Consider the following 26,196-nt stretch of genomic DNA (forward strand, 5'->3'; position numbering starts at 1 on the left):
TGCCCAGTTTGGAGAAAAAATATATATGCAAAATTCAAATAAAGCCTCAAACGATAATAAAATGCCCCAATACATACGTATTTACGATATATTAAAAAAGAATATAATTTCTGGAGATTATCCATACGGAACCAGGCTCCCATCCAGAAAAAACAATGGCAGATGAAATGCATGTTAGTGTAATAACCATAAAGCATGCCTATGAGCTGCTATGCGATGAGGGGTATCTTGAACCCAAGGAGAGAAGCGGATACTATGTGATTTTTCGAAAGGAGGATGGCTTTGTATCCACAGCAAAAATCTTAAGCCATGAAAGCCATACTTATCAGAGAACTACCTATGCATTTCCCTTTTCAGTATTAACGAAAACTATGAGAAAAGTAGTGAATGATTATGGCGAGGCCATACTGGAAAGGCCAGCAAATAAAGGGTGCGAAGAAACCAGAGAAGCTATAAGAAAATATCTGGCTAGAAATAGAAATATACATGTGGATATAAGCCAGATAATCATAGGCTCTGGTGCAGAATATTTATACAACCTCATCGTCGGATTGTTTGGCAAGGACACAGTTTTTGCGCTGGAGTCCCCATCCTATAAAAAAATAGAGCAGGTCTATAGAATGTCTGGGGTTACCTGCCAGATGCTGCCACTTGAAGAAAATGGTATAGCAAGCTCGGCACTGCGAACCACTACAGCATCGGTATTACATATTTCTCCTTACAGAAGTTTTCCATCAGGGGTAACTGCGTCCGCATCTAAAAAATATGAATATATCAGGTGGGCCGCACAAGGTGAGCGCTACATAATTGAGGATGATTTTGAATCAGAATTTTCTATATCAAGCAAGCCTGAGGAAACTATGTTTGCTATTTCTGACAGAGACAATGTCATATACATGAATTCATTTTCCCAAACCATTTCTCCTTCACTTCGTGCTGCCTATATGGTGTTGCCAAAGCATTTGACGGAGGTATTTGATGAAAGGCTTGGATTTTATTCCTGCACAGTTCCTACATACGAGCAGCTTGTGATAGCTCAGCTCATCAATAGTGGTGACTTTGAAAGACATATTAATCGAGTCAGAAGGAGCAAGAGGAAGGCATAAAAAGTGCCAATTTACTGCCTGTCGGAGGTTATAATCCACTAAAATGTCGTTGGCTTTGCTGTATGGTTGTGTGGTATCTTCTGTATTCTTTCAATTATATTTAAGATGATTCCATGTGCGATCTTCTTTGCGGTGATACTGATAGCAATGTTTGCATGTTTGTTTGCGGCAGCCAATATCCAGCTTTTCTTAGAATCAGCTCACAGAGTACTTAAAAGAGTATAAAGCTAAATAAATGATATAGATCAAGGGACAGTTTTTCCAAAACGGAAGAGCTGTCCCTGCCTTTTTGAAAGGGGAAGAATATGGCGGCAACGAGGCTTATGGCTCTTCATCAGATCAGGGGCAGAACCATCGCAGAGAGCTTAAAGGAGCGAATGGATTATACAGAAAATGATCTTAAGACCGAGGAGAAAAAGTATATTTCCACATATGGCTGTGATATCGAAACTGCGGATGAAGAGTTTTTGATTTCTCAATCGCAGTACCACAATGGCGTTAGGGATGTCAGAAGGAAAGAAATAATCGCGTATCAGATCAGGCAGTCTTTTAAGCCCGGAGAGGTAACGCCGGAGAAAGCAAATGAGATCGGATACGAGCTTGCTATGAGGTTCACCAAGGGAAAATATGCATTCACGGTCTGCACTCATACGGACAAAGCCCATGGAAGGAAAAGGCAAAGGATATGTGACCTGGGCAAAACGCTTTAATGCAAAACAGATGGCTAAGACAGTTCTTTTCCTTCAAGAACATAAAATCGAGTCATATGAGCAGCTTAAAGAAATTACCGATGAGAGAAGCGGGAGGCTCAAAGAACTTAAACGTACCCGAAAATCACGGACGCAGTCTGTGTTGTAAGAGCCGCAAAAACGCGTTTGTCGGACAAACGCACTGCTTGCCACAACGACCCTCAGCGCCGGCAGGATGAGAATAAGAAAAATTATCAGGAGGATTAAAGAAATGAAAGTAAGTATTAAAGCAAATAAGCTTGAAGCAAGTTCAAACAATGTAAGAGGACTTTGTACAGTAACTTTTGAAGATTGCTTCGCAGTAAGAAATATCTCAATCGTAGAAAGTAGGAAAGGTGGTACCTTCGTATCGATGCCAAGTTTCAAGACGAAGACTGTTGATGAAGGAGGGAATACGATTTTTAATGATATAGCATTTCCTGTTACTAAGGAGTTTCGTGAAGAGCTTTTTGCGAAGATTAAGGAAAGTTATGAGGCTGGGGAAGCGGTTGAGTTTGAGTGGGCGTGATGGAAGTGGAAGTCATGTCAGAATGACAAGGAGTTGATGGAATAGAAGAACCGCCTGCGAGAGTGTGAGGTTTTCGCAGGTTGTTTTTTCTGAGAGTTTATATAGTGTAATGTAATCATTATAAATCAGCATAAATCCTAATTAATCAGTAAAAATTATAAAAAAACGATATTGTACAATAAAAGTAAGGATAAATCAAGGAAAACTTGTGAAAATCCATATGTAGTGATATTATATATATGGATTTTTATCGAGTCAGTTAGCAATCTAAAAACTAGCTGTATTATGGAATAATGAGGATTCTATTATGCAAGAAAATAAATGGCTTTCAATGAAAGAGGTGTGCGATTACCTTCATATCAGTAGAGATACTGTTGTGAATTGGATTAAGAAGGAGGGTATGCCTGCTCATCAGAAAGGACGATTATGGCGTTTTGATGTGAATGAAATTGATAAGTGGATGAAGACTAGCGAGGAATCATCATTTGAGTCCATCGATGAGAATGCTGAAAGTTAGAATGGAGAAGTTATATGTATAAAGTCAAATGGGACGTTCAAAATAATGGTGTCATCTTGGATGACTCTATAAATGATCAGGATGCAATTCCGGCACCACGTCCGGTTTTCTTGCAGGAATTGCAGATTCTAGAAATAGATAAAAATTATAGTCTACCACAGACGGATAAACCAATTTGCTGGAATATTGAATCAAGGTACTATTACAAAGGACAGCTTTTTTTTTGAAAGAAGAGGAGCTGGAATATATACAAAACCGACAATTGTATATAATGATGAGTTTACATTTGGCTCTCTAGAACCAATCGATATAGACAAGGTAGTAGAAAATAATAAAGAAGCTATCGAAACTATTGAAAATGAAGCTATGGACTTCATTATGGGGTGCTATGAGGAGTATAAGAATCGAGTTGATGATTTTGTAGTTGCTTTTTCAGGAGGAAAGGATTCCCAGGTGATTCTCGATTTGGTTACTCGTGTTTTACCTGTTGAATCGTTTAAAGCTGTTTTTCAAGATACAGATATGGAGTTGCCTTGTACTTATGATATTGTAGCGTATACGGAAGAGGATTATAAATACAGATTCCCCAATTTTAAGCTTTATCATGCGACAAGCGATAGAAAAGCAATAGATTTATGGGAACAGTATGGGCCGCCTAGTAGAGTTAATAGGTGGTGTTGTTCTGTAATGAAGACTACCGTATTTAGGAGAGCAATGAAGAAATTACATAACACGGATACGCAGCCTAAGGTTGCTGTTTTTGAAGGTGTAAGAGCTGATGAAAGTACACGAAGAGAAGCTTATGATAGAATCGGGGCAAATGTAAAACATCCAAACTTGATTAATTGTAGAGCTATTTTTAGATGGAATAATTCTGAAATATTTTTGTATATGTTTTCACGAGGAATAATGTTGAATCCCGCTTATCGAATGGGATTAACTAGAGTTGGATGTGGAGTTTGTCCTTTTGCTTCTGATTGGTCAGAGTATTTGATTAGGAGAATATACCCTGATATTTCTAAGAAGTATGTTGCAGTTATTGAAAAGATGGCTAAAAATCTTGGATTAAACACAAGGGAAAAAATTAATGAATATGTTAGCTCGAATAATTGGCAAAAGAATGCAGGTGGAAGAGGATTGATTCCCGATGGTTCAAGAGTGGATTTAATTAGCAAAGAGCCTAATTTTGAATGTGTTGTTACGAAACCAAAATCAGATTGGAGAATTTGGCTTTGGGCATTATGCGAATATGTATCGAACGAAAATGATGGTAGAGTTAAGGGACAGTTGAATTTTGCAGGGGAGCTGTTCAGATTTTCGGTTGAAGAATCGCAAAATATAATTCGGTTTATTGTTGAAGGGACTGTTAATAAGCCAGCATTGTTAGGCATGCTTTCTAGGATTATGACAAAGGTTGCGGGCTGTGAGCTTTGTGGAGTATGTGAAGCTGAATGTCCAACGGGTGCATTGACAGTTAGAGATAAAGTTGAGATTAATAGGAACATGTGCGTTCATTGTCATAAATGCCTAGAAGTGAGTTCGAGAGGGTGTCTTATTGCACACCGAAAGCAGATTAACGAAGGCGGAATGCTCGTGAAATCCGCTAACATGAGAACTAGTGGTGTTGATAGATATTCAACATTTGGTTTGAGAGACGAATGGGTGGATGTTTTCTTTGATAGAGGCGAAGATTGGTTCGGTTCATATCCTAATCTTGGTACAAAAATGATTCCGGCTGCTATCAATTGGTTGAGAGAAGCAGAATTAATAGATGAAAAAGAAAAGAAGACTTCTTCTAAATTTGAGATGGTCAAAGGTTTGTATGACAGAAATCGTTTGGCAGCGTGGCAAGTGATTTGGGTTGGCCTTTCTTATAATTCTGCGATAGTTAATAGCTTTGTTAAGTCAATTAAATTAGAGGTTCAATATACAAAGGACGACATTATAGCGATAATGAGAGAAGATTTTCCATCATTGAATGACAATACAATCAAGAATCCTACTAATGCGTTGATAACAATGTTGAGGTATTCACCGCTTGGTTCTTTATCGAACGAGGAGGGTGATGCTCAGAATATTTATGTGGCAGAACTTCAAATGGCTAGTAATTCTACAAAGGGTGTAAGAAGAATATCGCCTGGGTACGTTTCAATGCATGCATTGGCTTATTTGTTATATAAAGAAGCAGAGAGTTCTAATTGCTATGATATTACTGTAAGTGATTTATTGTTACCGGGACAGGTGAATCCGTATACGGTATTAGGAATGACAGCAGATAAATTAATACCTGCGCTTAAGGCTTTGACTCAAATGGGCATTATAACAGCTGATTTGAATGGTGGATTAGAAAATGTTCATATTAAGGATGACATTACTCCAGATGAAGCTCTCGAGGCAGTGATAAAGAGGGTATAATAATGGAAAGGTGTTTTAATTGTGGCCAAGAATTGTCCAAGGATGATGTGGCTTTATGCAAAAAGATGCTAGGAAGAAAAATCAAGCAATTCTTTTGCAGAGAGCACTTGGCTGAGATGTTGGATACTGATGTAGATGCCTTGACTGAGAAGGTTGAGCAATTTAAAGAAGAAGGTTGTACGCTGTTTTTATAGGAGGAAAGTATGCGTTATTCAGACATAATAGGAATCGAATCATTTTTCGACTCTACCTTCAACATGACTGAAGAAAGAGAAAATTATTGGAAACAATTCATTACTAATGAAAAGTTTGAATCAAATTTAAAAGAAATAGTTAATGCGTTTACTTCGCCAACAAATGATCAGCGCAAATCTATTTGGGTACAGGGAACGTATGGAACAGGAAAGAGTCATTCTACATCTGTAATTAAGCATCTTTTGAGTGATGAAGTTGATAGCATAAGCGATTACGTGGATAAACTTGCAAATCCGCAACTTAAAGCTATGCTTCTTGGCTTCAGAAAAAAAGAAAGAGTATTTCCGGTTGTTTTAAAAGGTGCTTATTCGATAGTTGATACGGAAGAACTTAAATATACAATTCAGAGGGCTGTTTCACGACAATTAAAAGAAGCAGGTGTGCATATTGCTGTTAAGTCTGATTTTCAAGCAGCTATTGAAATGCTTAACGATAAAAAGTTCAAGTCATTTTGGGATGCTATGATTTCGACTGAATTAAATAGATATGTAAGCTCTATTGAAGAATTGGAGACGCTTTTAAACGATGGTGATGTTGAGGTCTTAAAAGAAATCAATAGTTCATTAAAGAAAGCGCATATGATAAAAGCTACACCAAGCATTACAAAATGGTTGACTGAGGTTGTTACTGAGTTGCGCAAGCAAAATATTGCTGATTACTTGGTTATTTTCTGGGACGAGTTTACTTCTCTGTTGGAAATCTCAGAGAGAAGAAGTATCTTAAATTGTATGCAGGATATTGCGGAACTAAGTAAAGCTCCAAGAAAAGATAATAAAGATAAGTGTGTTGGTGTATATGTTTTCTTGATCACACATAAAAGTATGGAAGCTACAGATAGCTATAAGGAGCTTAAAGAAGATGAGAAAACTATGGCTAAAGCTCGCTTCTTAGGACTCCAATATGATATGCAAGATATTACTACATATCATATACTTTCCAATGCATTAAAAGTTAAAAATAAGTCTGAGTATGATTCATTAGTAGAGAACAGAGTTCAGCTTCAGTCAGAAGTTGCAGAGGCGCTTAAAGAAATAGTGGCTCCAATGGATAAATCTGCGCAGATTCAGTCAATCATACAAAGATTATATCCGTTTCACCCTTATACTGCGTATTTAGCTACTTTTGTATCTAGAGCTATAGGTTCGGCTGAACGAAGTATATTTGAATTTTTGAATGATGATAAAAAGGGATTTAAGGCTTTTGTTGAAAATGAGGTAGATTCAGTCAAGTATTTAACGGCTGATCGAGTATGGGACTTCTTTGTTGAAGCCTTTTCTGAAGATAGAACAAATAACTTTGACGCTATTATTAATAAGTATGCAATGTATTCATCTAAACTTGAAGATTCTACAATACCTGAATTATCTGTTTTTAAGGTTATTTTGTTATTAAATCTTTTAAATCGAGTAACTCAGATGGATGGAGGAGATCAGGAAAGAAGCTTAGTTAATCCAAGTAAAAAGAATATTCTTCATGTATTAAGTGGCGCTTGGGATAGTGATGTTATTAATCAAGCACTTAATGCAATAGATGAAAAGCAAATTATAATGAAAGGTCCAGATGATGTGTTTGAAGTGTCATCATCTGCGATGTCTTTAGAAAAAATACAGGCTGCGAAGGATAAGTTGTACCTTAAATATGAAGACGTAACCAATATTATTGAAGAATATCCTAGTTATAAGAGCGATATTACAAAAGTAATTTCAAATGCTGACGGATTCAATAGAGCAACGGAATTTGCTTTCTTATATGGTGGTATAAATACGACTATTTCGATTGAGTCAAGATTGATGAAAGCTTTTTCTAAAAGCTACGCAGCAAAGATAGCAATTTTCATGTTTAGAGGAGAAACACCATCATATGATAAAAAAGCTAAGCGTCCAGAACCAGCAATAGAATTCCAGAAAAACATAATTCAGGATTTGTCAAAAAAAGAGGCGCTTAAAGATATTGTAATGGTGATCCTTGATGTGGATTTAGGTCAAAGAAGATTTGAAGGGGTGGTAGATGATCTTGCAAGAGCAAATGTTGCAAGAGAAACAAAACTGGAAGATCCTTCACCTTACGAGAAAAAAGCAATGAGATGGGTTGAAAAGTGGAAAACTGATATAATAGATGGTTCAGCTACTGTTATTTTTAGAGGTGAACGAGTTAATACTCCAACTTATAAATCTGTATGTAATGCTGGATTGATTGCTGATGTAGCAAGAGTTTTTTCATATGGTATTGAGAAAAACGAATTAGTAGCATCAGCTAGTACTGCGTGGAAGGAAACTTATGCCAAAAAAACAGTTGAGAAAGTATGTTTCGCTTCTAATAGAAGTGAAATAGAAGCTTTTTCAGGTGTTGAAGCTGCTATTTCAAATTTGTTAAAGGATAGAAATGATAATTGGATTTTTGATGAAAAATTAGACTATGTTGGTGAATATGATCAGGCATGTCCAATGACTGTTTTAATTAAAACTATTGATGATAGAATTGCAGAGCTAAAGAATAAAACGGTTGTCGATATCGGACAAGAGTTTATGTTTATTACAGAGGCACCGTATGGATATTATAAAAACTATGTTTGTATGGCTGCGGTAGCATTAGCTTTTAGAAGATATACGGGCAAGATGTATTTAGCGGATCAAGGTAGCTTAGTTACTTCTACGATAATGAGAGATGTTGTGAATGCTGCTTTTTCATATTGGCATGATCAAAAATCTAATGCGAAGCTTAGAGTTAGATTTTCAACTGCTGAAGAAAAAGAATTGATAGACTTGATCCAGCAGACATTTGGAGTAAAGGGTGATGGTATTTCGGAAACAAAGTGGGCTATGAGAGCAAGCTTTGAAAAGCAATACAATGCACCTTTGTGGGCATTGAAGTATGTGGTTGACAAGGGGGAAGAGTTCAATAGAGTTATAGATTCTTTATTTGCATTGGCTAATGCCACAGGTGATAGTATTACCCAGGAAGATGTAGGTGATTTATTAGAAGGCCTAAAAAAGCATAAAACATCAATTGCGTTAACTCTTGGAAAAGTTGAGGATTCATCATGCTTAATACCATTTATTAAGCAGTGTTTGGAGAAAGTAAAATTTGTTATTGAAGATTATTCAAATCTTCTTACATATTTGTCTCAAAATCTTTCTGATTCTATTGTTTTTTGGAAAGAAGAGGATGTGAATAATCAAATTCTTCAATGGTGTATTTTACAGAGTAAATCTGATAAAGGAAATGCAGATGTTTTATTCGATAATGACAAGACGGAGCCAACTGAAGAAGAATGTATAATTGATAAAGATAACAACTCTGAGGATGCTGATAACTTTGATGATGAGTTGACAGATAGTCCTGAGTTTACTCCGATTGAACTTACTCCTATTTCAATGGGAAAGACGCATACTACGATTGAAGCAACTACTGAACTAATTAATGATAAGGAACTTAATGTCGAACAAGCAAAAGATATTTTGAAGAGATTATGTAGGGAATATCCAGTGGTTTGTTCAGCGGTTATGAAGATTTTGGATGAGGAATAGTACATGGAACTAGGGGGAATAAAAGAAAAAATTGCTGAGGATAAAGCAAAAACTACAAGCTCATATAGAAGATATCCTGTTAGGTTTCTTTTTATGGAACTAAACAATAATACACAAGATGAAATAATGGATCTTGTGAAAAGTGGAAATGGCGAACTTCTTGAGTTAAGTGATTACGTTATGCAAAAAGATGACGGCTGGTTAACAAAAAGTCGTTTCATGCAGGTTATAAATACAAATGTATCTAAGAATAAGGATACGTATGTAGTTGGCTTTTCCGAAATGATTAGATTTTATTCACGTAAAGAAATAGAGTCGACAGTTGTTTCGCTTTTTGATATTGAGAATTCAGATATTATGGATTCTGAAGAGGACGCTGCTCGACGTATATATTTCATTTGTTTTTCAATGATGGATGATGTATATCGAGTCCTTCAGAATTGTTTCTCTAGAATCAATTTGATAAATCCATTTATTAATTCTGATTATGAACTTAGCGGAAAATATAGACAGATTTGTTTTGTGTCGGATGACTATGCTGACAATATAAAGTATAATAAAATATCAAAAAGTGTTGATTGGATTGGGCTTTGGAAAAATTCTCAGATTCTTGATTTTTCAAGGCCTATTTGGTGTTGCTCGGCAAGTTTATTTGAGTGGCATAAGAAAGCTTCTCCAGATAATGCGTTTCAAATTGATGTTGTAGAGAATACTAAGCAATATCTTCAAAAGATTCTTGATTTTGAGATTGGTTTTGATTATAAAGAGTCAGAGGCGATTTATTGGAATAGGTTATTGGAAGATATAGACAACATAGCAATATCGAAATCGTTAGGTGAGGCAATAAGTTTTGCACTAGGTGTTGATGTTACAAAAATTGAGGCGCTAGCGGGGAAATTGTTTATATCGGACAGTAACTATGAAAAATGGTTAATTAGAAACTATGTACTAGTTTATGCTGAAGAATCTTTTTTGAGTCGGGTGATTAAGTATTCAATACAGGGGTCCGTTAAAGATTTCCTTTTGAATGTATGGCTTCAGGGATATAAAATAAGTAATTTAAGTATGTTGGAAGAAAGATTGCGTATTATTACAGAGATTAATAAATATGCTAATTCATATATTCCAGAAGAAAGCATTCAAGAGGAAATAGTTAATGATCTTTCTCGGGTTATAAGTGTACCAATTTCAAATGGTGCAAATAAATACGGTGTGAATTTTATAGAGATTGGAAAATCTAATGGCTTAGCAGAAGAGGAAATGAAAATTCGTGTTGGTGAGTATTTTTCAAGGATTTTCAAACCGGCATATACTGGCCTTAGTTATGCTGAGAAAGAATTTTTAATTAATTTACATGCATATGGATTCCTTGATAGGGGAGATATGCAAATTATGTATCCGAGCTATTATAGTTATTTATATGGCGTAGGGGATAATCTGGTCAAAGGGCTTGAAGGGTATAAACTCTATTTAAAGGAATATAAAAAGAGTAAAGCTACAAATAAAGATACATCATATATTCGCGATTACTATAATAATGGATGTGCTAATGCATCTAATTTATTTGAGATGTATTATGCTATAGAAAAGCAAGATGTATTAGTTGAGAAATTAACTGATGAGAGGACAGATATTTATGTAATTGATGGTGTGGGTGCTGAATATCTCTCGTTGATTGTTGATTTATTAAATAGAAATTCATATGATGTGGAAATCTGTGGAATTGCTACAGCTCATTTGCCAACAATTACAGAAGTTAATAAAACGTATTTGTCTAGACTTCCAATAAAAAAATGGTATTTAGATTTTGATAGGGATGTTGTACATGGAGATTTATATCATACAACCTGTAATTTGCGTAAAGCATTTGATGTAATCGAAAAGATTATTAAAGAGATTGTGTCAGAATCATATGGCAAACGCATTATTATTACAGCTGATCATGGAGCAACTGCTAGAGCGAGATGGGTTGAAACTCCAAAAAAATATGGTTATTCACAGTCAGATCATGAGGGTAGATGTTGTAAGATTTCTTCAAAGAATGGATACGAAAATAACGAAGATTATATTGCGTATGTTGATGAGGTTAATCCAGAAATATCGTATTTGATATCTTTGAATGAAACATCATTATACAATCGACCTAAGTATGAAGATCATGGAGGCGCAACGATTGAAGAAATGCTTGTGCCGGTTATTGTTGCAAATCTGCAGGGTTCGCGAAATAAGATTAAATATAAAGTAATGGATGAAAAGATACAGGTAAGCGGACTCGATAAGATTGTAAGATTTGTTATAAACCCGGAGCCTGAGTCTGCATTTTTGATAGAAGCTGATGGAACAAGGCATGAGCTTTGTAAAGATGGAAAGCTGTACACAACAGAATTAGTAACTGGACGCGTACAAGAGATTTTTGTTCAAGTAGGAGATATGGAGTTTAAGTTTATAACGGAGAATAATGCTAGAAAGAATATGGAAGGAGACGATGGCTTTGATGACTGAGTTAGATAATAAAATTAGGGACATCTTTCCAGAAGAATCAATGCATAAAACACCAGATAGATATAGTTTTTTCTCAGGTGTAAATGTTCCATCTTTCATTAAAGATTGGTTGTTAAAAAAGTTTTCAAATGATGATAGTGTTGATACAGATGGACTATATAGTTTTATAGAAAAGCATATTCCAACAAAGGACAGTAACATTAGAAGTAAACTTCTTAATGGAGAAGTTGTTCAGGTTTTGGCACGAATTCTTTTTGAATCTGATTTAAAAAGTGGTGAGTTTAGGTTTCAAATACCAGATATTGGAATTAAAAGTGGAGAAGGGAAAGTTTCTCCATTTCTGGCTCGTCAGGAAGGACTTCTTAAAGAAGGGGAAAACTGGGGCGTAGTAACCATGCAGTATGTACAGCCAGATGGACGAGAAAAGGGCTATGCCGAAATGATTAAATTTAAACCTTTTAGACCTTATCGACCGGATTTCGACTATTTTTGCCAGGCACGTGAGAGATTTAGTCTTGAAGAATGGATTGATTTCTTAATTAGTAGTATGGAGTATAATCCTAATTCGTCTTCTTTTGAATCATTAGATCAGAAAATATTATTTTTAACTAGGCTGTTAGTTTTTGTTGAACCTAATCTCAATATGATTGAGCTTGCGCCTAAGGGAACTGGTAAATCATATATTTTTAACAATCTGTCTAAATATGGATGGCAAATTAGTGGCGGAAGAGTAACTAGAGCAAAGCTGTTTTATGATATGAGCAAGAACACGCCAGGCATTATTCCTTCATATGAATTTGTGTCATTAGATGAGGTAAAAACAATTTCATTTGATAATCCAGAGGAAATACAGGGTGCTTTGAAAAACTATATGGAACAAGGGTCATTTACTGTTGGAAAGTCTAAGTTGACTTCTCTTGCGGGATTGATTCTGTTAGGTAATATCGATCTCGATGTTAATAGAAAACCCATAAATAATCATTATTTTGAAGAGCTTCCTGAAGCTTTTCAGGATCATGCTCTGATTGATAGATTTCATGGCTTTATTGAGGGATGGTATTTACCAAGAATTAGTGAAGACATGAAGTTGAATGGGTATTCATTAAATGTCGAGTACTTTTCGGAAATTCTTTCTCACATGCGAAGTCTTTCTTTTTATAGTGCTATAGTTAAGGATTTATTGGATATTCCTAAGAACGCAGATACAAGAGATACAAATGCAGTGATAAAAATGTGTTCAGGATATTTGAAATTATTATATCCACATGTTCGATCCGTAGATGATGTTGATCCAAAAGAATTTAAGATGATGTGCTTTGATCCAGCATATGAAAAAAGAAAAATTATTCGACAGCAGCTTGCTGCAATAGATCGTGAATTTACAGATAGAATGCCGGACATAACAGTACGAGGTATATAAAATGATATATTTTGATAATGCAGCAACTACGCGGATGAGTGATGTTGCACTAGAGGCATTAAATTTTGCATCTAAGGAATGCTACGGTAATCCGTCTTCGATTTATAAGTATGGAAAGAAATCTCGTAATCTTTTAGAAGAATCAAGGGAAATAATAGCAAAATGTATAGGTGCTAAATCTGAAGAGATTTATTTTACATCTTGTGGGACAGAGAGTGATAACTGGGCGATTTCACAGGCGAGAAGTCATGGCTGCGAGCAAGTTATAACTAGCAAAATTGAGCATCATGCAGTACTTAATCCAGTAGAGGCATTGCAAGAGTCAGGGACAAAGACGTTTTTTTTGCCAGTAGATGATGGTTGCATTGTAGATATCGAATTTTTGAAAAAAGGTGTTAGGAACAAAAAAAACATTAGTTTCGGTGATGTTTCAGAATAATGAAACAGGGGTTATTCAGCCAATAAAAGAAATTGCTAGTATAGTTCATAAAGCTAATGATGGTTCTCTTTTTCATACTGATGCCGTTCAGGCTGTTGGTCATACTAGAATAGATGTTAAAGATTTAGGAGTTGACATGTTGTCGGCTAGTGCTCATAAATTTAATGGACCTAAAGGAACTGGATTTCTTTACGTAAAAGATGGGTGTAAAATTTCTCCTTTTATTAAAGGCGGTGGACAAGAACGTAATATGCGTTCGGGCACTGAAAATGTTGCTGGTATCTACGCTATGGCTAAGGCACTTGAGGAAAATACGAATGAATTAGACTATAATCATCATAAAATTCAAGTAATAGAAGATAAGTTATTATCAGAGTTAAAGAAGAACAATATTGCTTTTGTTTTGAATGCAAAGGATAGTGCTAGAGCAACTGGGGTTATTAATCTATCTTTTGTCAATGTTGATGGAGAAGGCTTATTACATATGTTAGATATTCATGATATAGCTGTTTCTGTTGGCTCGGCATGTAATTCTAATGATAAAGAACCTTCGTATGTGTTATTAGCAATGGGTGTGCCAAAAGAACAAATAAATTCTGCTATTAGAATATCAATCGGTAAGTATAATACAATTGAAGATGTAGATAAATTGGTCTCCTGTATTGTTAAATTTTACAATATTACGAACTATGTAAGTTGAAATAATGTATAGCAAAAATTGAAAGGAATCGAAAGATGGAATTGAATACGCTTGGGAATGGACTTTTGGAAGGCTTTGATATTATTGATGACTCCACCGATGACGAATTGACAGATGTAGGAAATTTATTGAATACAGTAGTTCGACATCAGCTTGTTAGTCCGACTGCGGGAGCTTTATATAGTACGCTTATAGAAGGCTTTTTTGAAATACCAGATTTTCAAAGAAAGTTTGTTTGGAATAAAAAACAAGTTGCGTTATTAGGATTTTCCATCATAAAAGGAATTCCAATTCCTTCTTTATACACATATAAAAAGGATCGTTTAGAAGTGTTGATTGATGGTCAACAGAGACTGATAAGCTTGTTTTTATATTTTAATGATTTATTTGTGATTAACAAGAGGTCTCCTCAAAAACATTTCAAAGAAATTGATGGTTTATGCCGTGAATATGAAAAAAATACTGAGGTTATAGAGAACAGTGATGATGAATCACTAAAAGCGGATGCAGAACAAAAGAACAAAGAAATTGAAAAAAGATTAAATCAGTTAGGTGTTCAGAAAACGACATATACAATAAAAAAAGGAAATGATGATGTTGATATTACTTTCTCGAAGTTTGATCCAAAAGATCAACTGTATCTAAAACAGAGAGAAATGTATATAACCAAAATTGAGTGCGGTAAAGAAAATAACAGGAAATTATATACAACAATTTTTGCGCTATTCAATACTGCAGGTAAACAATTAGGCGCACAAGAAGTTCGAAATGGATTGTTTATTGATAGTACGCTTTATAAGGCTGTGGCGACATATAATGTAGATAATGCTAATTGGCGTAAGATTTTTGGCGAAGAGAGTATTCATTCAAAAGACATGGAAATGTTGATAAAAATGTTGGCCCTAGAATATTTTACAGAAATCAATGAAGAAGGAAATGTATGCATTACTGAGAATAGAGATTTTACATTTAATTGGTCAAATTTAATAGTTAGATTTTCAGAACTCACAGAAAATGCTGAACCCGTAATATATATAGAAAAATTGAAAGCCTTTATGGATAACATTGAGGTAGAGGGTGAAATACAAAAGAAAAAGATAAATCCAGCAGTATTGGAGGCTTTTTTTGTTGTTACTACGAAGCTGAAAATTAATCTTGCTACGGATAAGATTACGTATAAGTATTTGTGTAATATTGGAGAAGAAAAGGAGATTCCTTTTCCAAAGGTTTTGTCAAATAAAGATAGTGTAAATGAGCGATTAAAGATAACGACAGAATATGTAAGGAAAAAATATCAATGCTAAATTTAAGTGCAGAAGTATCGGAGCTTTATGATATATTAAAAGAAAAAAAGAATTTTCGCAGTACGAAGAGTCTTGCAATTGTTGGGGGCAATACTGATGGAAAAACCTCTATTATACAAAGCATTCTCCAGTTTGCTATAAAAGACGATAGAGATGATTTCTATTATATCGATCCGTGTAATAGAGGGGTTAGTCGTGTGAAAGAAACATCAATGATGTTTAAGGACTTTGCCCCTAAGGATATTTTGTCTGAGAGGATGAAATCTAATAGTAGAAAAAGAGCTGATAGATTCTATTTAGATGAAGATGGAGCCTCAGTGGCATATCATGAACTATGTGAGAATTATGAAAATTATAGGGAATTATTATCTAGTGTTTTAGGATTTACGTTTTCATTTAGGAAAAGGGCTAGTCAAATGATATCGGGCGACCCAGATATTTTAGTAGCTTATAGAAGTGGCGTGTCAGATGATGTTAATAGTGATAGTAATTTTGATGAGGAATGTTCAATAGAGGATTTATCAAGTAGTGAAATTGCTAGACTTAGAATGCTTATGGAAATTGATTATGCAGTGAAAGAATACGGCGCCAATGTTATTGTTATTGATGAGTTTGATGCTTATTTGGACAATAATAGTATAGCAAGCTTCTATGATAGTTTGTGTGTTAATTATTCCGACACTACATTTGTTATTGTTATTCATAATATTGAGTGCATAGTACTGCTTGAAAATATTGACGTTTTATTATTAACAAAATCTATAAAATGTAATGATGGGTATAGTAGTTTGCGTTTTTCTGCTGATGATATTAATGATTCCTCGCAACTTTATAAAATGCAGTCACGAGTTAATACAAACAAGATTTCAAAACTTGAATTATCATTACAAGCTGCAATTAGAGATTATTTAGAGCTTGGGGAAAAGAATGATATTACAGAAATTCTTAAGGAATGCGAACAAGATAATAAGCCAGCAAGGGTGAAAATTCTTATTGATTATTGGGAGAGATTAACCAATGGAGATTGAATTACCAAGTCATTTTGAAATTGAATATGAGCCCGAGAATCAGAAATACTATTCTGAACCATATAAAAGCTCGTTAAAGAATATAATTCTAAAAGAGTCAGAAGGTTATTGCATGTATTGTGGAAAAAGGATTCTTATTGATGATAGTGATTTTTCACATGTTGAGCATTCAGTGGATAAAAAAGGAAACTTTAATCAAGAAGATGAATTATTTCTCGAACATTGCAAATTTAATCTTGCTGTTGCTTGTCCGAAGTGTAATTTAGTGTATAAAAAGAAAATAGAAAAAATTGATATTTCCGATTATAAGAATAAAGAATGCGATGAGATATGTGGCGAAGAATGTAAAGATTATCTTAAATTAAAGGATGAATATCAAAAAAGAAATTATATGTATATTGCGCCAGGAGGATATAAAAAAGGTAATCTGTATGCGACTATTTCTTATGACTTAATAAAAAATAGATATGTACCCTCAGATAGTACTTTAAAAGATGATGAATTAACCTTTATTACAAATAATCAGATTGATAGGTTTGCATTAAATGAAGAGATGTTTTCGTTCTCTATTACTGATACATGCGGGATGATAATAGATTTAATTGACTCGGGGATAGATGATTGCGAAAGAATAGTTTTTTTATTAAAAAGAATGAAATATGATAATATCCTTGGTGTAAAGTTTATAGATTATTTATCTAAAATAGTACATAACAACAAAGTATTAACTGCCAAGAAGCTGAGAGACATGTGTGAAATGATACTTATTTTAGATTTGGTATCGTTATAAATGAAAAGGATATGATGAGAAAGAGCAGAGCTAAAATATTATGCTCTGCGTTTTTCTGTCATTGATAGTCTTACTGCCGCATCGGAGAGTGATGGCATCGGAATGTATCACGACTCAGAGTGGCTGTACATTGAAATATGCGATGAGATAAGCGATTTCGTTGAAGAAAACTTTTGAGTAGTGGAATAAATAAGCGGTGTAATGGAGAAATTTAAAGAAATGCTGGACAACATAGATGTTTTTACCCAAAACAGCATAAGAATCCGTAGCGACCTCGGCGTAATCTATGTGGATTCTTTTCACATGAAGGAGGAGCCGCATGATGCGGATTATGTTTTGATAACGCATTCGCATTACGATCATTTTTCGATTGAGGATATCAGGAAGGTGATCAAAGCGGATACGATTCTTGTTGTACCTGAGAAGATGGAGGATGATGCCGGAGAGCTTAAGCCTGATGTAAAAGATATTGTGACGGTTAAGCCCGGCATTTACAAGGAGATAAACGGTCTTGAGATGGAGACTGTACCTGCTTACAACACGATAAAGCCGTTTCATCCAAAGCGCGCCGAGTGGGTTGGCTATATCCTTAGGGTTGACGGAAAGCGCATTTACATTGCGGGAGATACGGGAGCTACTAAGGAGGCAAGGCAGGTGAAGTGTGATATAGCTCTTTTGCCCATTGGAGGAACATTTACCATGGATGCTAAGAAAGCTGCGGATCTTGCAAATACAATAAGGCCGGAATACGCCATTCCCGTCCATTACGGCGGACTTGTCGGGAAAAAGAGCGACGCTCAGACTTTTGCTTCGCTTGTAAAGAGCCCTGTGAAGGTTGTTGAGAAGATGCAGTATTTTGATTGACAGTGCAGCACCGGAGAGCTTAGACCTGACGTAAAAGATATTGTGGCGGCATATTGATATGAGATTTTGTGTATTGAACAGTGAGAGGCATGGAACATGCTACCATGAATTATATAAAGGGCAATGGAATCCTGAAAATCCGGAATTCTGGCGAGATGATTCTTTATATATTCATGATGATATTTTTTGTGAATATCCGGAACTTCAAAAGGCAATAAAGAAGGTGATTCCTTCATACGATAGCTACAGCGAAACTGTTGTGATAAAGCAGAACTGGGTAGAAATTGGAGTGCAAATAACAAATGCGAATCAGGATACCCATGATTTTTTTATTGAAATAGATGAGTGGGCTAAGCCGGTATTATCTACCTATGGAATGTTTACGATACTTGGGATATGAAAAGTAAGCGGTATCACAATTTGGATAGTAAAAGAGAATATGATAAGTTCCGGCGCAAGGATGTCAAACGAAAGAAGATAAGCTTGGACGTTGTGGCACAGCTACAGTTATGCTTGATAGAAGCATGATGCCTACAAAGAAGCGTGGCTCTATAGGAGAAATCAAGCCTACCGGATGGGTGCAAAAAAATGTGTTTGTATATAATATTCAACCCAGGATTTTGTTGGATTATAAGACGGGTGAAAGCAAGAGGCCGGCACCCTAAAAGTGTATTAAGTTTGCGTTAAATCCATGTTTTGATAATTGTCTTGATTGTGGTATGATGCTATTATTAATGCGAGGAGTAAGAAAAAAGTAAGTATGGCAGATGAAAACAACAAGATTAGCAATCAAAATGATGCCAAGGTTAAGAAGATTATTGATGATCTGACACTTTTTGATGATGACTTGATGACATTGGTTTTTAACAAGAATATTCCGGCAACAGAGCTGATTTTGAGAATTATTTTGAAGAGAAATATTCGAGTTATTTCGGTTGATGCGCAGGAAGAAATGCGTAGCCCAATTGTTGGTGGAAGAGATATTACGCTTGATATTCATGCTATTGATGAAGATGGCGAGGAAATCAATGTAGAAGTTCAGGGAAGTTCTGAGGGAGCGCATGTACGAAGAGCCAGATTCCATAGCGCGGTTATGGATTCCAGAATGCTCAAGGAGAATGATCCATTTAAGATACTAAAAGATTCTTACGTCATATTTATCTATAAACATGATAAATTTGGCAAGGGACTTCCGATATATAGAGCAGAGAGAGTTATTTCAGAAATTGAAGAACCACTGAATGATGGCTCACATATTGTATATGTAAATGGTAATTACAAGGGAAATGATGAAATTGGAAAACTGATGGCTGATTTCCGTTCAACTTCATCAGATGGCATGAATTATAAAGAGTTAGCTGATGGATTGCATCATTTCAAAGAAACTGAGGAAGGACGTGATGTTATGTGTGAATCAGTAAAGAAATATGCAGAAGAATATGCAAAAGAGTATGCAGAAGAATATGCAACTGATACTAAGATTGAAATGGTTAAAAATCTTATGAGTAATATGAAGTGGACATTGGAGCAGACGTTGAATAATATGGGGGTTTCTGATAATGAACGCTCTATTATTACTAAGCAGCTTCAGAAGTAACTGTATAGATTCATAGAGAGTCCCGGAGAAGCTTTATTCTCCGGGGCTTTTTTTCGCCTTATAAGCAAAGTTTATAGTCACGTATAACTTATCTGAATTATACAAGACCGAACATCCGGTGTTAGCATATGAAAAGATTCGCAAGCAACAAAAAACAAAGATGGAGGCAATCACGTTGATTGAATTAGAAAACATAGTAAAGACATTTTCAGACGGCGCAGGGAAAGATGTTGAAGCACTGAAAAATGTATCTGTCAAAATCGAAGATGGCGATATCTACGGAATCATCGGTTTTTCCGGAGCCGGAAAATCAACGCTGGTCAGATGTATCAACCTGCTTGAAAAACCTACTTCGGGAAATGTGAAGATAGACGGACTTAACATAACGGAGCTCAGCCCCAGGCAGCTGAGGGAAGAGCGCAAGAAAATCGGAATGATCTTCCAGCACTTCAACCTGATGCCTTCACGAACCGTAGTTGATAATATTGCACTTCCGCTTAAACGCAGCGGCCTTTCCAAGGAAGAGATCTATAAAAGAGCCAGAAATCTCCTGGAGCTTGTTGAACTCTCCGACAAAGAAAAAGCTTATCCGGCAGAGCTCTCGGGAGGACAGAAGCAGAGAGTGGCCATTGCAAGAGCTTTGGCGAACAATCCCAAAATCCTGCTTTCGGATGAGGCCACAAGCGCACTCGACCCTCAGACAACGGATTCAATCCTGAAGCTCCTTAAGAAGCTCAACGAACAGCTGAATATCACCATCGTGGTCATCACTCACGAGATGGATGTCATCAAGCAGATCTGCAACAGAGTAGCCGTAATGGACCAGGGAGAAGTCATGGAGACCGGAGAAGTCTTTGAGATCTTTGCAAATCCAAAAGAAAAGCTCACAAAGGATTTCATAAAGACAACCTCCAACCTGTACAAGCTCGAAGACATCCTCAAGGAAAACAACGAGAGCATTACCATAAAGGACGGTGACGTACTTGCAAGACTTACATACTTGCAGAAGGATATTTCAGAGCCTCTGATCTCGACAGTAACCAAGAAGTTTGACTTGGATTTAAATATCCTGCTGGCGGATGTTGAGATCGTATCCGGAGCACCCATCGGCGGAACCGTTGTTGTATTTAACGGAGAGCCAAAAAACATTGAAGATGCTATTCATTACCTGAAAGAAAAGAACGTAAGAGTAGATCGGATCAGCTTAGGTTAAAAGGAGAGTACAAGGATGAACAACTTTTTTGTTGAGTTATTACCCAACCTTACAGATAAATGGAGCGATTTCATTCAGGCGATAATAGACACATTTATCATGGAGCTTTGGGCCGGAGCCCTGGTCTTCGTTATAGGATTTATCTTCGGTATCATTCTTACCGTCACGAGAACCGGCGGAATACTGGAAAACAGGTACATATACAAGACGCTGGATATCATCACCAACCTGTTCAGATCGATCCCGTTCATCATTCTGCTGACAGCTCTGATGCCCCTTTCAAGAGCAATCATGGGAACAGCGATATACATAAGAGGAGCGATCGTTCCACTGGTATTCGGAGCCGTTCCGTTTTTTACAAGACAGGTACAGTCAGCGCTGGCACAGACATCGGATGGCCTCGTGGAAGCCGCTACAGCGATGGGACTTTCACCACTCGATATCATCTTCAGGGTATACCTGAGAGAGAGCATCGGTCCTTTGGCTAGAGCCACTACGATCACTGCCATCAGCCTTCTGGGACTTACAGCAATGGCGGGCGTTGTCGGAGCCGGAGGCCTTGGTGATTTCGCAATAAGATACGGACATGACAGAAACATGACGGACATAACCTGGGCAACAGTAATAGTTCTGGTATTGGCTGTGAGTGTGTTCCAGTTTGCAGGTGACACGATAGCAAAAAAGAACACTCACGAATAAATACATAAATTCAAAATAATTTAAAGAAAGAGGAGAGAGATTATGAAAAAAAGATTTATTTCAACTTTATTGGTAGCAATCACAGCAATCGGAGCCTTAACAGGCTGCGGATCAAGCAATAGCAACGTTGCACAGGCAGCAGCCGAGACAACAACAGAGGCAGACACGGCAGAAGCAACAACTGAGGAAGCACCTGCAGGAGAACCAATTGAGCTTAAGATCGGTGTTGTTGGTTCAATCTATGAAGATCTTTGGGAGAACGCTGTTGAGACACTTAAGGATGAGGGCATCGACCTTAAGATCGTGCAGTTCTCGGATTATGTAACACCCAACAACGCACTTGCAAACGGTGAGATCGACCTCAACGCATTCCAGCACCAGATCTACCTTCAGTCAGAAATCGATCAGTACGGCTATGAGCTTACAAACATCGGAAACACATTCATCATTCCTTTGAACCTCTACTCAGAGAAGATAAAGTCAGTTGATGAGCTCAAGGCAGGCGACACAATCGCAGTACCCAACGATCCCACAAACGAGGGCAGAGCATTAAAGGTTCTTGCAGCTGCAGGTATCATCACACTTAAGGACAACGACAACTTCAACCCTACACTTGATGACATCGAGAAGTACAACGTGGAAGTAAAGATCGAGGAGCTTGCTGCAAACACAATCCCTTCAACACTTCCGGATGTAACAGCAGCGATTATCAACGGTAACTATGCACTTGACTTCGGCCTTGATGTAGACGGCGCAATCTACAAGGACACAGTACTTGACGAAGAGAAATACTGGAACCTCATCGCAGCAAAGACAGCAGATCTGTCAGACTCCAAGCTTGTTGAAGCATATGACAAGGTTGTTGAGGCATTCCAGACACAGGCAACAGAAGACGTATTCAACAACAAGTTCGGTGGTTACTTCATTCAGGTAGGCTGGGATCAGGACAGATTAAGCGAGTATAAATAATGAGACCATTATCAGACAGAACAGCAAGTTTTACAGACTCGGTAATAAGGAGAATGACGAGAGTTTCAAATCAGTTCTCCGCAATAAATCTTTCGCAGGGATTTCCTGATTTTGATCCGCCAAAAGAGATCCTGGAGAGGCTTAAGGAAGTCGCGCACGAGGACTTTCATCAGTACTCCATAACCTGGGGCGCTCAGAACACCAGGGAATCCCTGGCCGCAAAGGCCACGAGATTCATGGGAATCGACATCGATCCGGGCAGCGAAGTGGTCATCACCTGCGGTGGCACGGAAGCCATGATGGCAGCTGTAATGACGGTTTGCAATCCGGGAGACAAGGTAGCTATCTTTTCACCTTTTTATGAAAACTACGGTGCTGATTCTATCCTGTCAGGAGCAGAGCCGGTCTACGTTGCACTTAAGCCGCCGGAATTTAACTTTGACCCAAACGAGCTTGAGGCGGCGTTCAAAAGCGGAGCCAAAGCGCTCATTCTCTGCAATCCGTCCAACCCGTCGGGAAAGGTCTTTTCCCCGGAAGAGATGCAGACGATTGCCGACCTTGCAATTAAGTATGACGCCTATGTCATCACTGACGAGGTGTATGAGCACATAGTTTACAGCCCCAAGAAGATGGTTTATATGGCAACACTAAAGGGTATGAGAGAGAGGACCATTGTTACGGGTTCTCTTTCAAAGACCTACTCCATAACGGGCTGGAGGCTGGGCTACACGATAGCTCCCCCGGAGATCACGGACAGGATCAGAAAGGTCCATGATTTTCTCACCGTCGGAGCTGCTGCGCCCTTGCAGGAAGCGATCGTCACGGGACTTAACTTCCCGGACGAGTACTACAGGAATCTGCTGGACATATATACGGGGAAAAGAGATCTCTTTTGCGATGGGCTCAAAGACATTGGCCTTAAGTTTAAGAAACCGGAAGGTGCTTATTACGTGCTTGTTGAAATCTCCGACTGGAAATATGAGGATGACCTGAAGTTCTGCTATGACCTAGCTGAGAAGGTGGGAGTCGGCGCGGTTCCGGGGTCAAGCTTCTTTCACGAAGACATCAACAATTACATCAGATTCCATTTCGCGAAGAAGGACGAAACCCTGAACGAGGCACTCAATAGGTTAAAAGACATTTACCGGAAAATGGAAGTAGCAGGATGAATGAAAAAGATTATTTGATCGGGCTAAGGCGCGATTTCCACAAACATCCCGAGCTGTCTTTTCAGGAGTACAGGACCAGCGAGAGGATAGAGGAAGAACTGGATAAACTTGGAATCCGGCATTACAGAGTATCCGAGACAGGCGTAGTCGGTGTCCTGGAAGGCGGCATACCTTCAAAAAGAGAAGTCGCACTCCGGGCGGATATCGATGCACTACCCATCGAGGAAATTGAAGGCAGGGCCTACGGCTCCGAGAATAAAGGCGTGATGCATGCTTGCGGGCATGATGCGCACACAGCCATGCTCCTTGGCGCGGCGAAACTCTTAGCGGCTCAGGGAAAAGAGCTTTCGGGGACAGTCAGGTTTTTGTTCCAGCCAGCAGAAGAGATAGGGGCCGGCGGAAAGGTCTTTTGCAAAAAAAAAATATGAGACTCTGGGAAACGCAGACAGGATACTCGGAATTCACTGCGCACCTGACCTGAAGGCAGGAACCGTCGGGATTAAAAAGGGAATCAACAATGCCAGTGTTGACCACTTTACCATAAGGATCGCCGGGAGGTCTTCCCACGTGTGCAATCCCGAAAAAGGCATCGACGCACTGTACATCGCATCACAGATCGTTGTCACCCTGCAGAGCATCGTCTCTAGAATGACATCACCGATCGAGCCCGTCATTCTGGGCGTTGGTAAACTCCGGGCCGGCACAGCCTACAACATCGTAGCAGCTGATGCGGTGCTTGAAGGAACCACGAGAAACGTCTCGGATGAGAACAGAAGAAGAGTCAACAAACTGATAGAAGAGACTGCACATTCAATTGCAGGGATCTACGGGGCAAGCGCAGGCATAGAGTGGGAAGACTTTGCATCCGTGCTGGTCAACCCAGACGAGGCCTGCGACGAGGCTATCGTGGTGGTAAAAGAAACTGTTGGAAGCGAAAATGTAGTAACAAACCGAAAGATCTTTTTATCCGGAGATGATTTCTGCGAGTATCAGAAAGAGATCGAGGGAGTCTACGTGTACCTCGGAACCGGAAATCCGGACAAAAAGGGGACGGAGAATCCGTACCATACATTCGATTTTGACATAGATGAGGATGTACTGGAAATCGGGGCAGCCATCTACGCAAACTACGCCAAATGGTGGCTGGACAGAGAGTAAAACGAGGTGAGGACCATGAGTGATTTTAAAGTCGGAATAATCGGACTCGGACATGTGGGAGCGCATGTTTTATATACATTGGCACTTCAGGGACTGGCGGATGATTTTCTGCTGGTGGATCTTGAGGAGAAAAAGGGAAAGCTCACTTCCGAAAGACAGGACGTTCTGGACTCAACGGAGTTTCTCCCGCATAAAGTGAGCGTGAGGATCGGTGAAATCGAAGACCTTGGGGACAGGGATGTGATCATCAACGCTGTCGGAGATATAGCTGCTCTGAAGGGCACGGACACAAGGCTTATGGAGCTTGAATTCAATTCAAAGGCCATTCTGTCTTACGCTGACAGGCTTAGGGATTCAGGTTTTAACGGGATACTCATTAACATTTCAAATCCCTGTGATGTGATAACCAAGAAACTAAGCGACCTGCTGGGCTTTGAAAAAGGAAAGGTTTTCGGAACCGGAACAGGCCTTGATACAGCCAGACTTAAGCTCAGGCTTCAGGAGAGCACAGGTATCAGCGCACAGTCTTTGACAGCATACATGATAGGAGAGCACGGAAGCAATCAGATTGCACCCGGGTCAGTCATCAGTTTTAACGGCCTGTCTTTGGAAGAATATGAGAAGGCCGAGGGCGTGAAGCTTGATCTTGACGCGATTGAAAAAGACGCAAAAGAAGGCGGCTGGATTACATACAATGGGAAATTCTGTACCGAGTACGCCATTGCACTGACCGCCGCAAGACTTGTAAGATACATCCGCTACGACGAAAAAGCCGTAGTTCCGGTAAGTGCATTGCTTGAAGGAGAGTACGGCGAGAGTGGACTGTTCGTCGGCGTTCCGGCGGTTGTCGGACGAGGCGGAGTTGAAAGAGTAGTGGAGATACCACTCAGCGATAACGATAAAAAGCGCTTTCACGAGTGCTGCGAGAGTATAAGGGCCAATCTATGAGAGAAGAATTACTTGAAATCATAAAAGACGAAGATCGTGTAATTACCGAGAATATCGATCCACAGTACCTTTCCGACAATCTGGGGAGAAAGCACGGTATCGGACTCAGCAAGCAGAAATACCTGCTGGAGACCACACCTGCGGTTAACATTGCTCTTATGAGGAATATAAAGAAGGCCTTTGATCAGAAGCTTATATTGAATCCGGGAATGTCGTATGGCGCTTGATCACTGCGCCTTCTTAGCAGCAAGTTAACTGTTTTTGCTGATACTATAGTATTTCTGTCGGGATATAAATACGTTTTAATATTGACGATATA

26 protein-coding genes are annotated in these 26,196 nt (G+C 38.2%); all 26 read left to right on the forward strand.

Translation table 11 applies throughout. The features are described from left to right. The first annotated feature begins 25 nt into the window (after window positions 1-25). The gene (locus CD00_RS20510) at window positions 26-166 is read left to right on the forward strand and encodes a hypothetical protein (protein WP_242838907.1); all 141 of its coding nucleotides are present in this window, start codon (window positions 26-28) and stop codon (window positions 164-166) included. Beyond that, window positions 156-1,106, forward strand: coding sequence for a MocR-like pyridoxine biosynthesis transcription factor PdxR (pdxR, locus tag CD00_RS17025; protein WP_242838908.1), 951 nt, complete (start codon window positions 156-158; stop codon window positions 1,104-1,106). Before CD00_RS20510 ends, pdxR begins: the two co-directional genes overlap by 11 nt. Window positions 1,107-1,411: 305 nt before the next feature. Further along, window positions 1,412-1,816 carry a relaxase/mobilization nuclease domain-containing protein gene (locus tag CD00_RS0103025; protein WP_026654570.1) on the forward strand — a complete coding sequence of 135 codons (405 nt, stop codon included), beginning with the start codon at window positions 1,412-1,414 and terminating at the stop codon, window positions 1,814-1,816. A 250-nt stretch (window positions 1,817-2,066) separates the two neighbouring features. Then, complete coding sequence (locus tag CD00_RS17030) at window positions 2,067-2,363, forward strand: SpoVG family protein (RefSeq protein ID WP_051594066.1); 297 nt, start codon at window positions 2,067-2,069, stop codon at window positions 2,361-2,363. A gap of 307 nt (window positions 2,364-2,670) precedes the next feature. Then, the gene (locus CD00_RS17035; RefSeq protein ID WP_034461937.1) at window positions 2,671-2,880 is read left to right on the forward strand and encodes a helix-turn-helix domain-containing protein; all 210 of its coding nucleotides are present in this window, start codon (window positions 2,671-2,673) and stop codon (window positions 2,878-2,880) included. A gap of 186 nt (window positions 2,881-3,066) precedes the next feature. Continuing rightward, entirely contained in the window at window positions 3,067-5,295 is a 2,229-nt protein-coding gene (locus CD00_RS0103045; RefSeq protein ID WP_026654573.1) for a phosphoadenosine phosphosulfate reductase domain-containing protein, read from the forward strand. Between the two features lie 2 nt (window positions 5,296-5,297). Then, the gene (locus CD00_RS0103050) at window positions 5,298-5,489 is read left to right on the forward strand and encodes a hypothetical protein (RefSeq protein ID WP_026654574.1); all 192 of its coding nucleotides are present in this window, start codon (window positions 5,298-5,300) and stop codon (window positions 5,487-5,489) included. A gap of 9 nt (window positions 5,490-5,498) precedes the next feature. Beyond that, the gene (locus CD00_RS0103055) at window positions 5,499-9,077 is read left to right on the forward strand and encodes a hypothetical protein (protein WP_026654575.1); all 3,579 of its coding nucleotides are present in this window, start codon (window positions 5,499-5,501) and stop codon (window positions 9,075-9,077) included. A gap of 3 nt (window positions 9,078-9,080) precedes the next feature. Next, on the forward strand, window positions 9,081-11,579 hold the full coding sequence (gene pglZ, locus CD00_RS0103060) for a BREX-4 system phosphatase PglZ (RefSeq protein WP_026654576.1): 2,499 nt from the start codon (window positions 9,081-9,083) through the stop codon (window positions 11,577-11,579). Beyond that, a complete protein-coding gene (gene brxL / locus CD00_RS0103065) occupies window positions 11,572-12,999 on the forward strand; it encodes a BREX system Lon protease-like protein BrxL (protein ID WP_026654577.1) in 1,428 nt (475 codons plus the stop codon). The genes pglZ and brxL overlap by 8 nt, the downstream gene beginning before the upstream one ends. Before the next feature lies 1 nt (window position 13,000). After that, on the forward strand, window positions 13,001-13,438 hold the full coding sequence (locus CD00_RS20860) for an aminotransferase class V-fold PLP-dependent enzyme (protein ID WP_207640441.1): 438 nt from the start codon (window positions 13,001-13,003) through the stop codon (window positions 13,436-13,438). Continuing rightward, window positions 13,425-14,138 (forward strand): cysteine desulfurase family protein, encoded by a 714-nt coding sequence (locus CD00_RS20865; protein WP_207640442.1) that lies wholly within the window; start codon window positions 13,425-13,427, stop codon window positions 14,136-14,138. The genes CD00_RS20860 and CD00_RS20865 overlap by 14 nt, the downstream gene beginning before the upstream one ends. 35 nt (window positions 14,139-14,173) lie before the next feature. Continuing rightward, window positions 14,174-15,442, forward strand: coding sequence for a DUF262 domain-containing protein (locus tag CD00_RS0103075; protein ID WP_026654578.1), 1,269 nt, complete (start codon window positions 14,174-14,176; stop codon window positions 15,440-15,442). Next, window positions 15,436-16,470: a hypothetical protein gene (locus tag CD00_RS0103080; RefSeq protein WP_026654580.1), complete on the forward strand. Its 1,035-nt coding sequence runs from the start codon at window positions 15,436-15,438 to the stop codon at window positions 16,468-16,470. The genes CD00_RS0103075 and CD00_RS0103080 overlap by 7 nt, the downstream gene beginning before the upstream one ends. Beyond that, window positions 16,460-17,260: an HNH endonuclease gene (locus CD00_RS0103085; RefSeq protein ID WP_026654581.1), complete on the forward strand. Its 801-nt coding sequence runs from the start codon at window positions 16,460-16,462 to the stop codon at window positions 17,258-17,260. The genes CD00_RS0103080 and CD00_RS0103085 overlap by 11 nt, the downstream gene beginning before the upstream one ends. A 201-nt stretch (window positions 17,261-17,461) precedes the next feature. Next, a complete protein-coding gene (locus CD00_RS0103090) occupies window positions 17,462-18,124 on the forward strand; it encodes an MBL fold metallo-hydrolase (RefSeq protein ID WP_242838909.1) in 663 nt (220 codons plus the stop codon). Window positions 18,125-18,197: 73 nt separating this feature from the next. Then, window positions 18,198-18,524, forward strand: coding sequence for a hypothetical protein (locus CD00_RS0103095; protein ID WP_207640443.1), 327 nt, complete (start codon window positions 18,198-18,200; stop codon window positions 18,522-18,524). Between the two features lie 360 nt (window positions 18,525-18,884). Then, window positions 18,885-19,721, forward strand: a complete 837-nt coding sequence (locus CD00_RS17045; RefSeq protein ID WP_034461940.1) for a PD-(D/E)XK nuclease family transposase — start codon at window positions 18,885-18,887, stop codon at window positions 19,719-19,721. A 175-nt stretch (window positions 19,722-19,896) separates the two neighbouring features. Further along, the gene (locus tag CD00_RS0103110) at window positions 19,897-20,934 is read left to right on the forward strand and encodes a methionine ABC transporter ATP-binding protein (RefSeq protein WP_026654584.1); all 1,038 of its coding nucleotides are present in this window, start codon (window positions 19,897-19,899) and stop codon (window positions 20,932-20,934) included. 15 nt (window positions 20,935-20,949) lie between these two features. Then, a complete protein-coding gene (locus CD00_RS0103115) occupies window positions 20,950-21,633 on the forward strand; it encodes a methionine ABC transporter permease (protein WP_026654585.1) in 684 nt (227 codons plus the stop codon). Between the two features lie 42 nt (window positions 21,634-21,675). Further along, window positions 21,676-22,602 (forward strand): MetQ/NlpA family ABC transporter substrate-binding protein, encoded by a 927-nt coding sequence (locus CD00_RS0103120; protein ID WP_026654586.1) that lies wholly within the window; start codon window positions 21,676-21,678, stop codon window positions 22,600-22,602. Further along, window positions 22,602-23,771, forward strand: coding sequence for a pyridoxal phosphate-dependent aminotransferase (locus CD00_RS0103125; protein WP_026654588.1), 1,170 nt, complete (start codon window positions 22,602-22,604; stop codon window positions 23,769-23,771). Before CD00_RS0103120 ends, CD00_RS0103125 begins: the two co-directional genes overlap by 1 nt. Continuing rightward, the gene (locus CD00_RS21025; protein WP_330370297.1) at window positions 23,768-24,199 is read left to right on the forward strand and encodes a M20 metallopeptidase family protein; all 432 of its coding nucleotides are present in this window, start codon (window positions 23,768-23,770) and stop codon (window positions 24,197-24,199) included. The genes CD00_RS0103125 and CD00_RS21025 overlap by 4 nt, the downstream gene beginning before the upstream one ends. 49 nt (window positions 24,200-24,248) lie before the next feature. Next, on the forward strand, window positions 24,249-24,929 hold the full coding sequence (locus CD00_RS21030) for a M20 metallopeptidase family protein (protein WP_334291138.1): 681 nt from the start codon (window positions 24,249-24,251) through the stop codon (window positions 24,927-24,929). 15 nt (window positions 24,930-24,944) lie between these two features. Continuing rightward, entirely contained in the window at window positions 24,945-25,877 is a 933-nt protein-coding gene (locus tag CD00_RS0103135; protein ID WP_026654589.1) for a lactate/malate family dehydrogenase, read from the forward strand. After that, complete coding sequence (locus CD00_RS0103140) at window positions 25,874-26,104, forward strand: FAD-linked oxidase C-terminal domain-containing protein (RefSeq protein WP_026654590.1); 231 nt, start codon at window positions 25,874-25,876, stop codon at window positions 26,102-26,104. Before CD00_RS0103135 ends, CD00_RS0103140 begins: the two co-directional genes overlap by 4 nt. The last annotated feature ends 92 nt before the right edge of the window (window positions 26,105-26,196 follow it).

Origin of the sequence: Butyrivibrio sp. AE3003 (assembly GCF_000686065.1) — a bacterium.
GTDB classification, from domain to species: Bacteria; Bacillota; Clostridia; order Lachnospirales; family Lachnospiraceae; genus Butyrivibrio; species Butyrivibrio hungatei_A.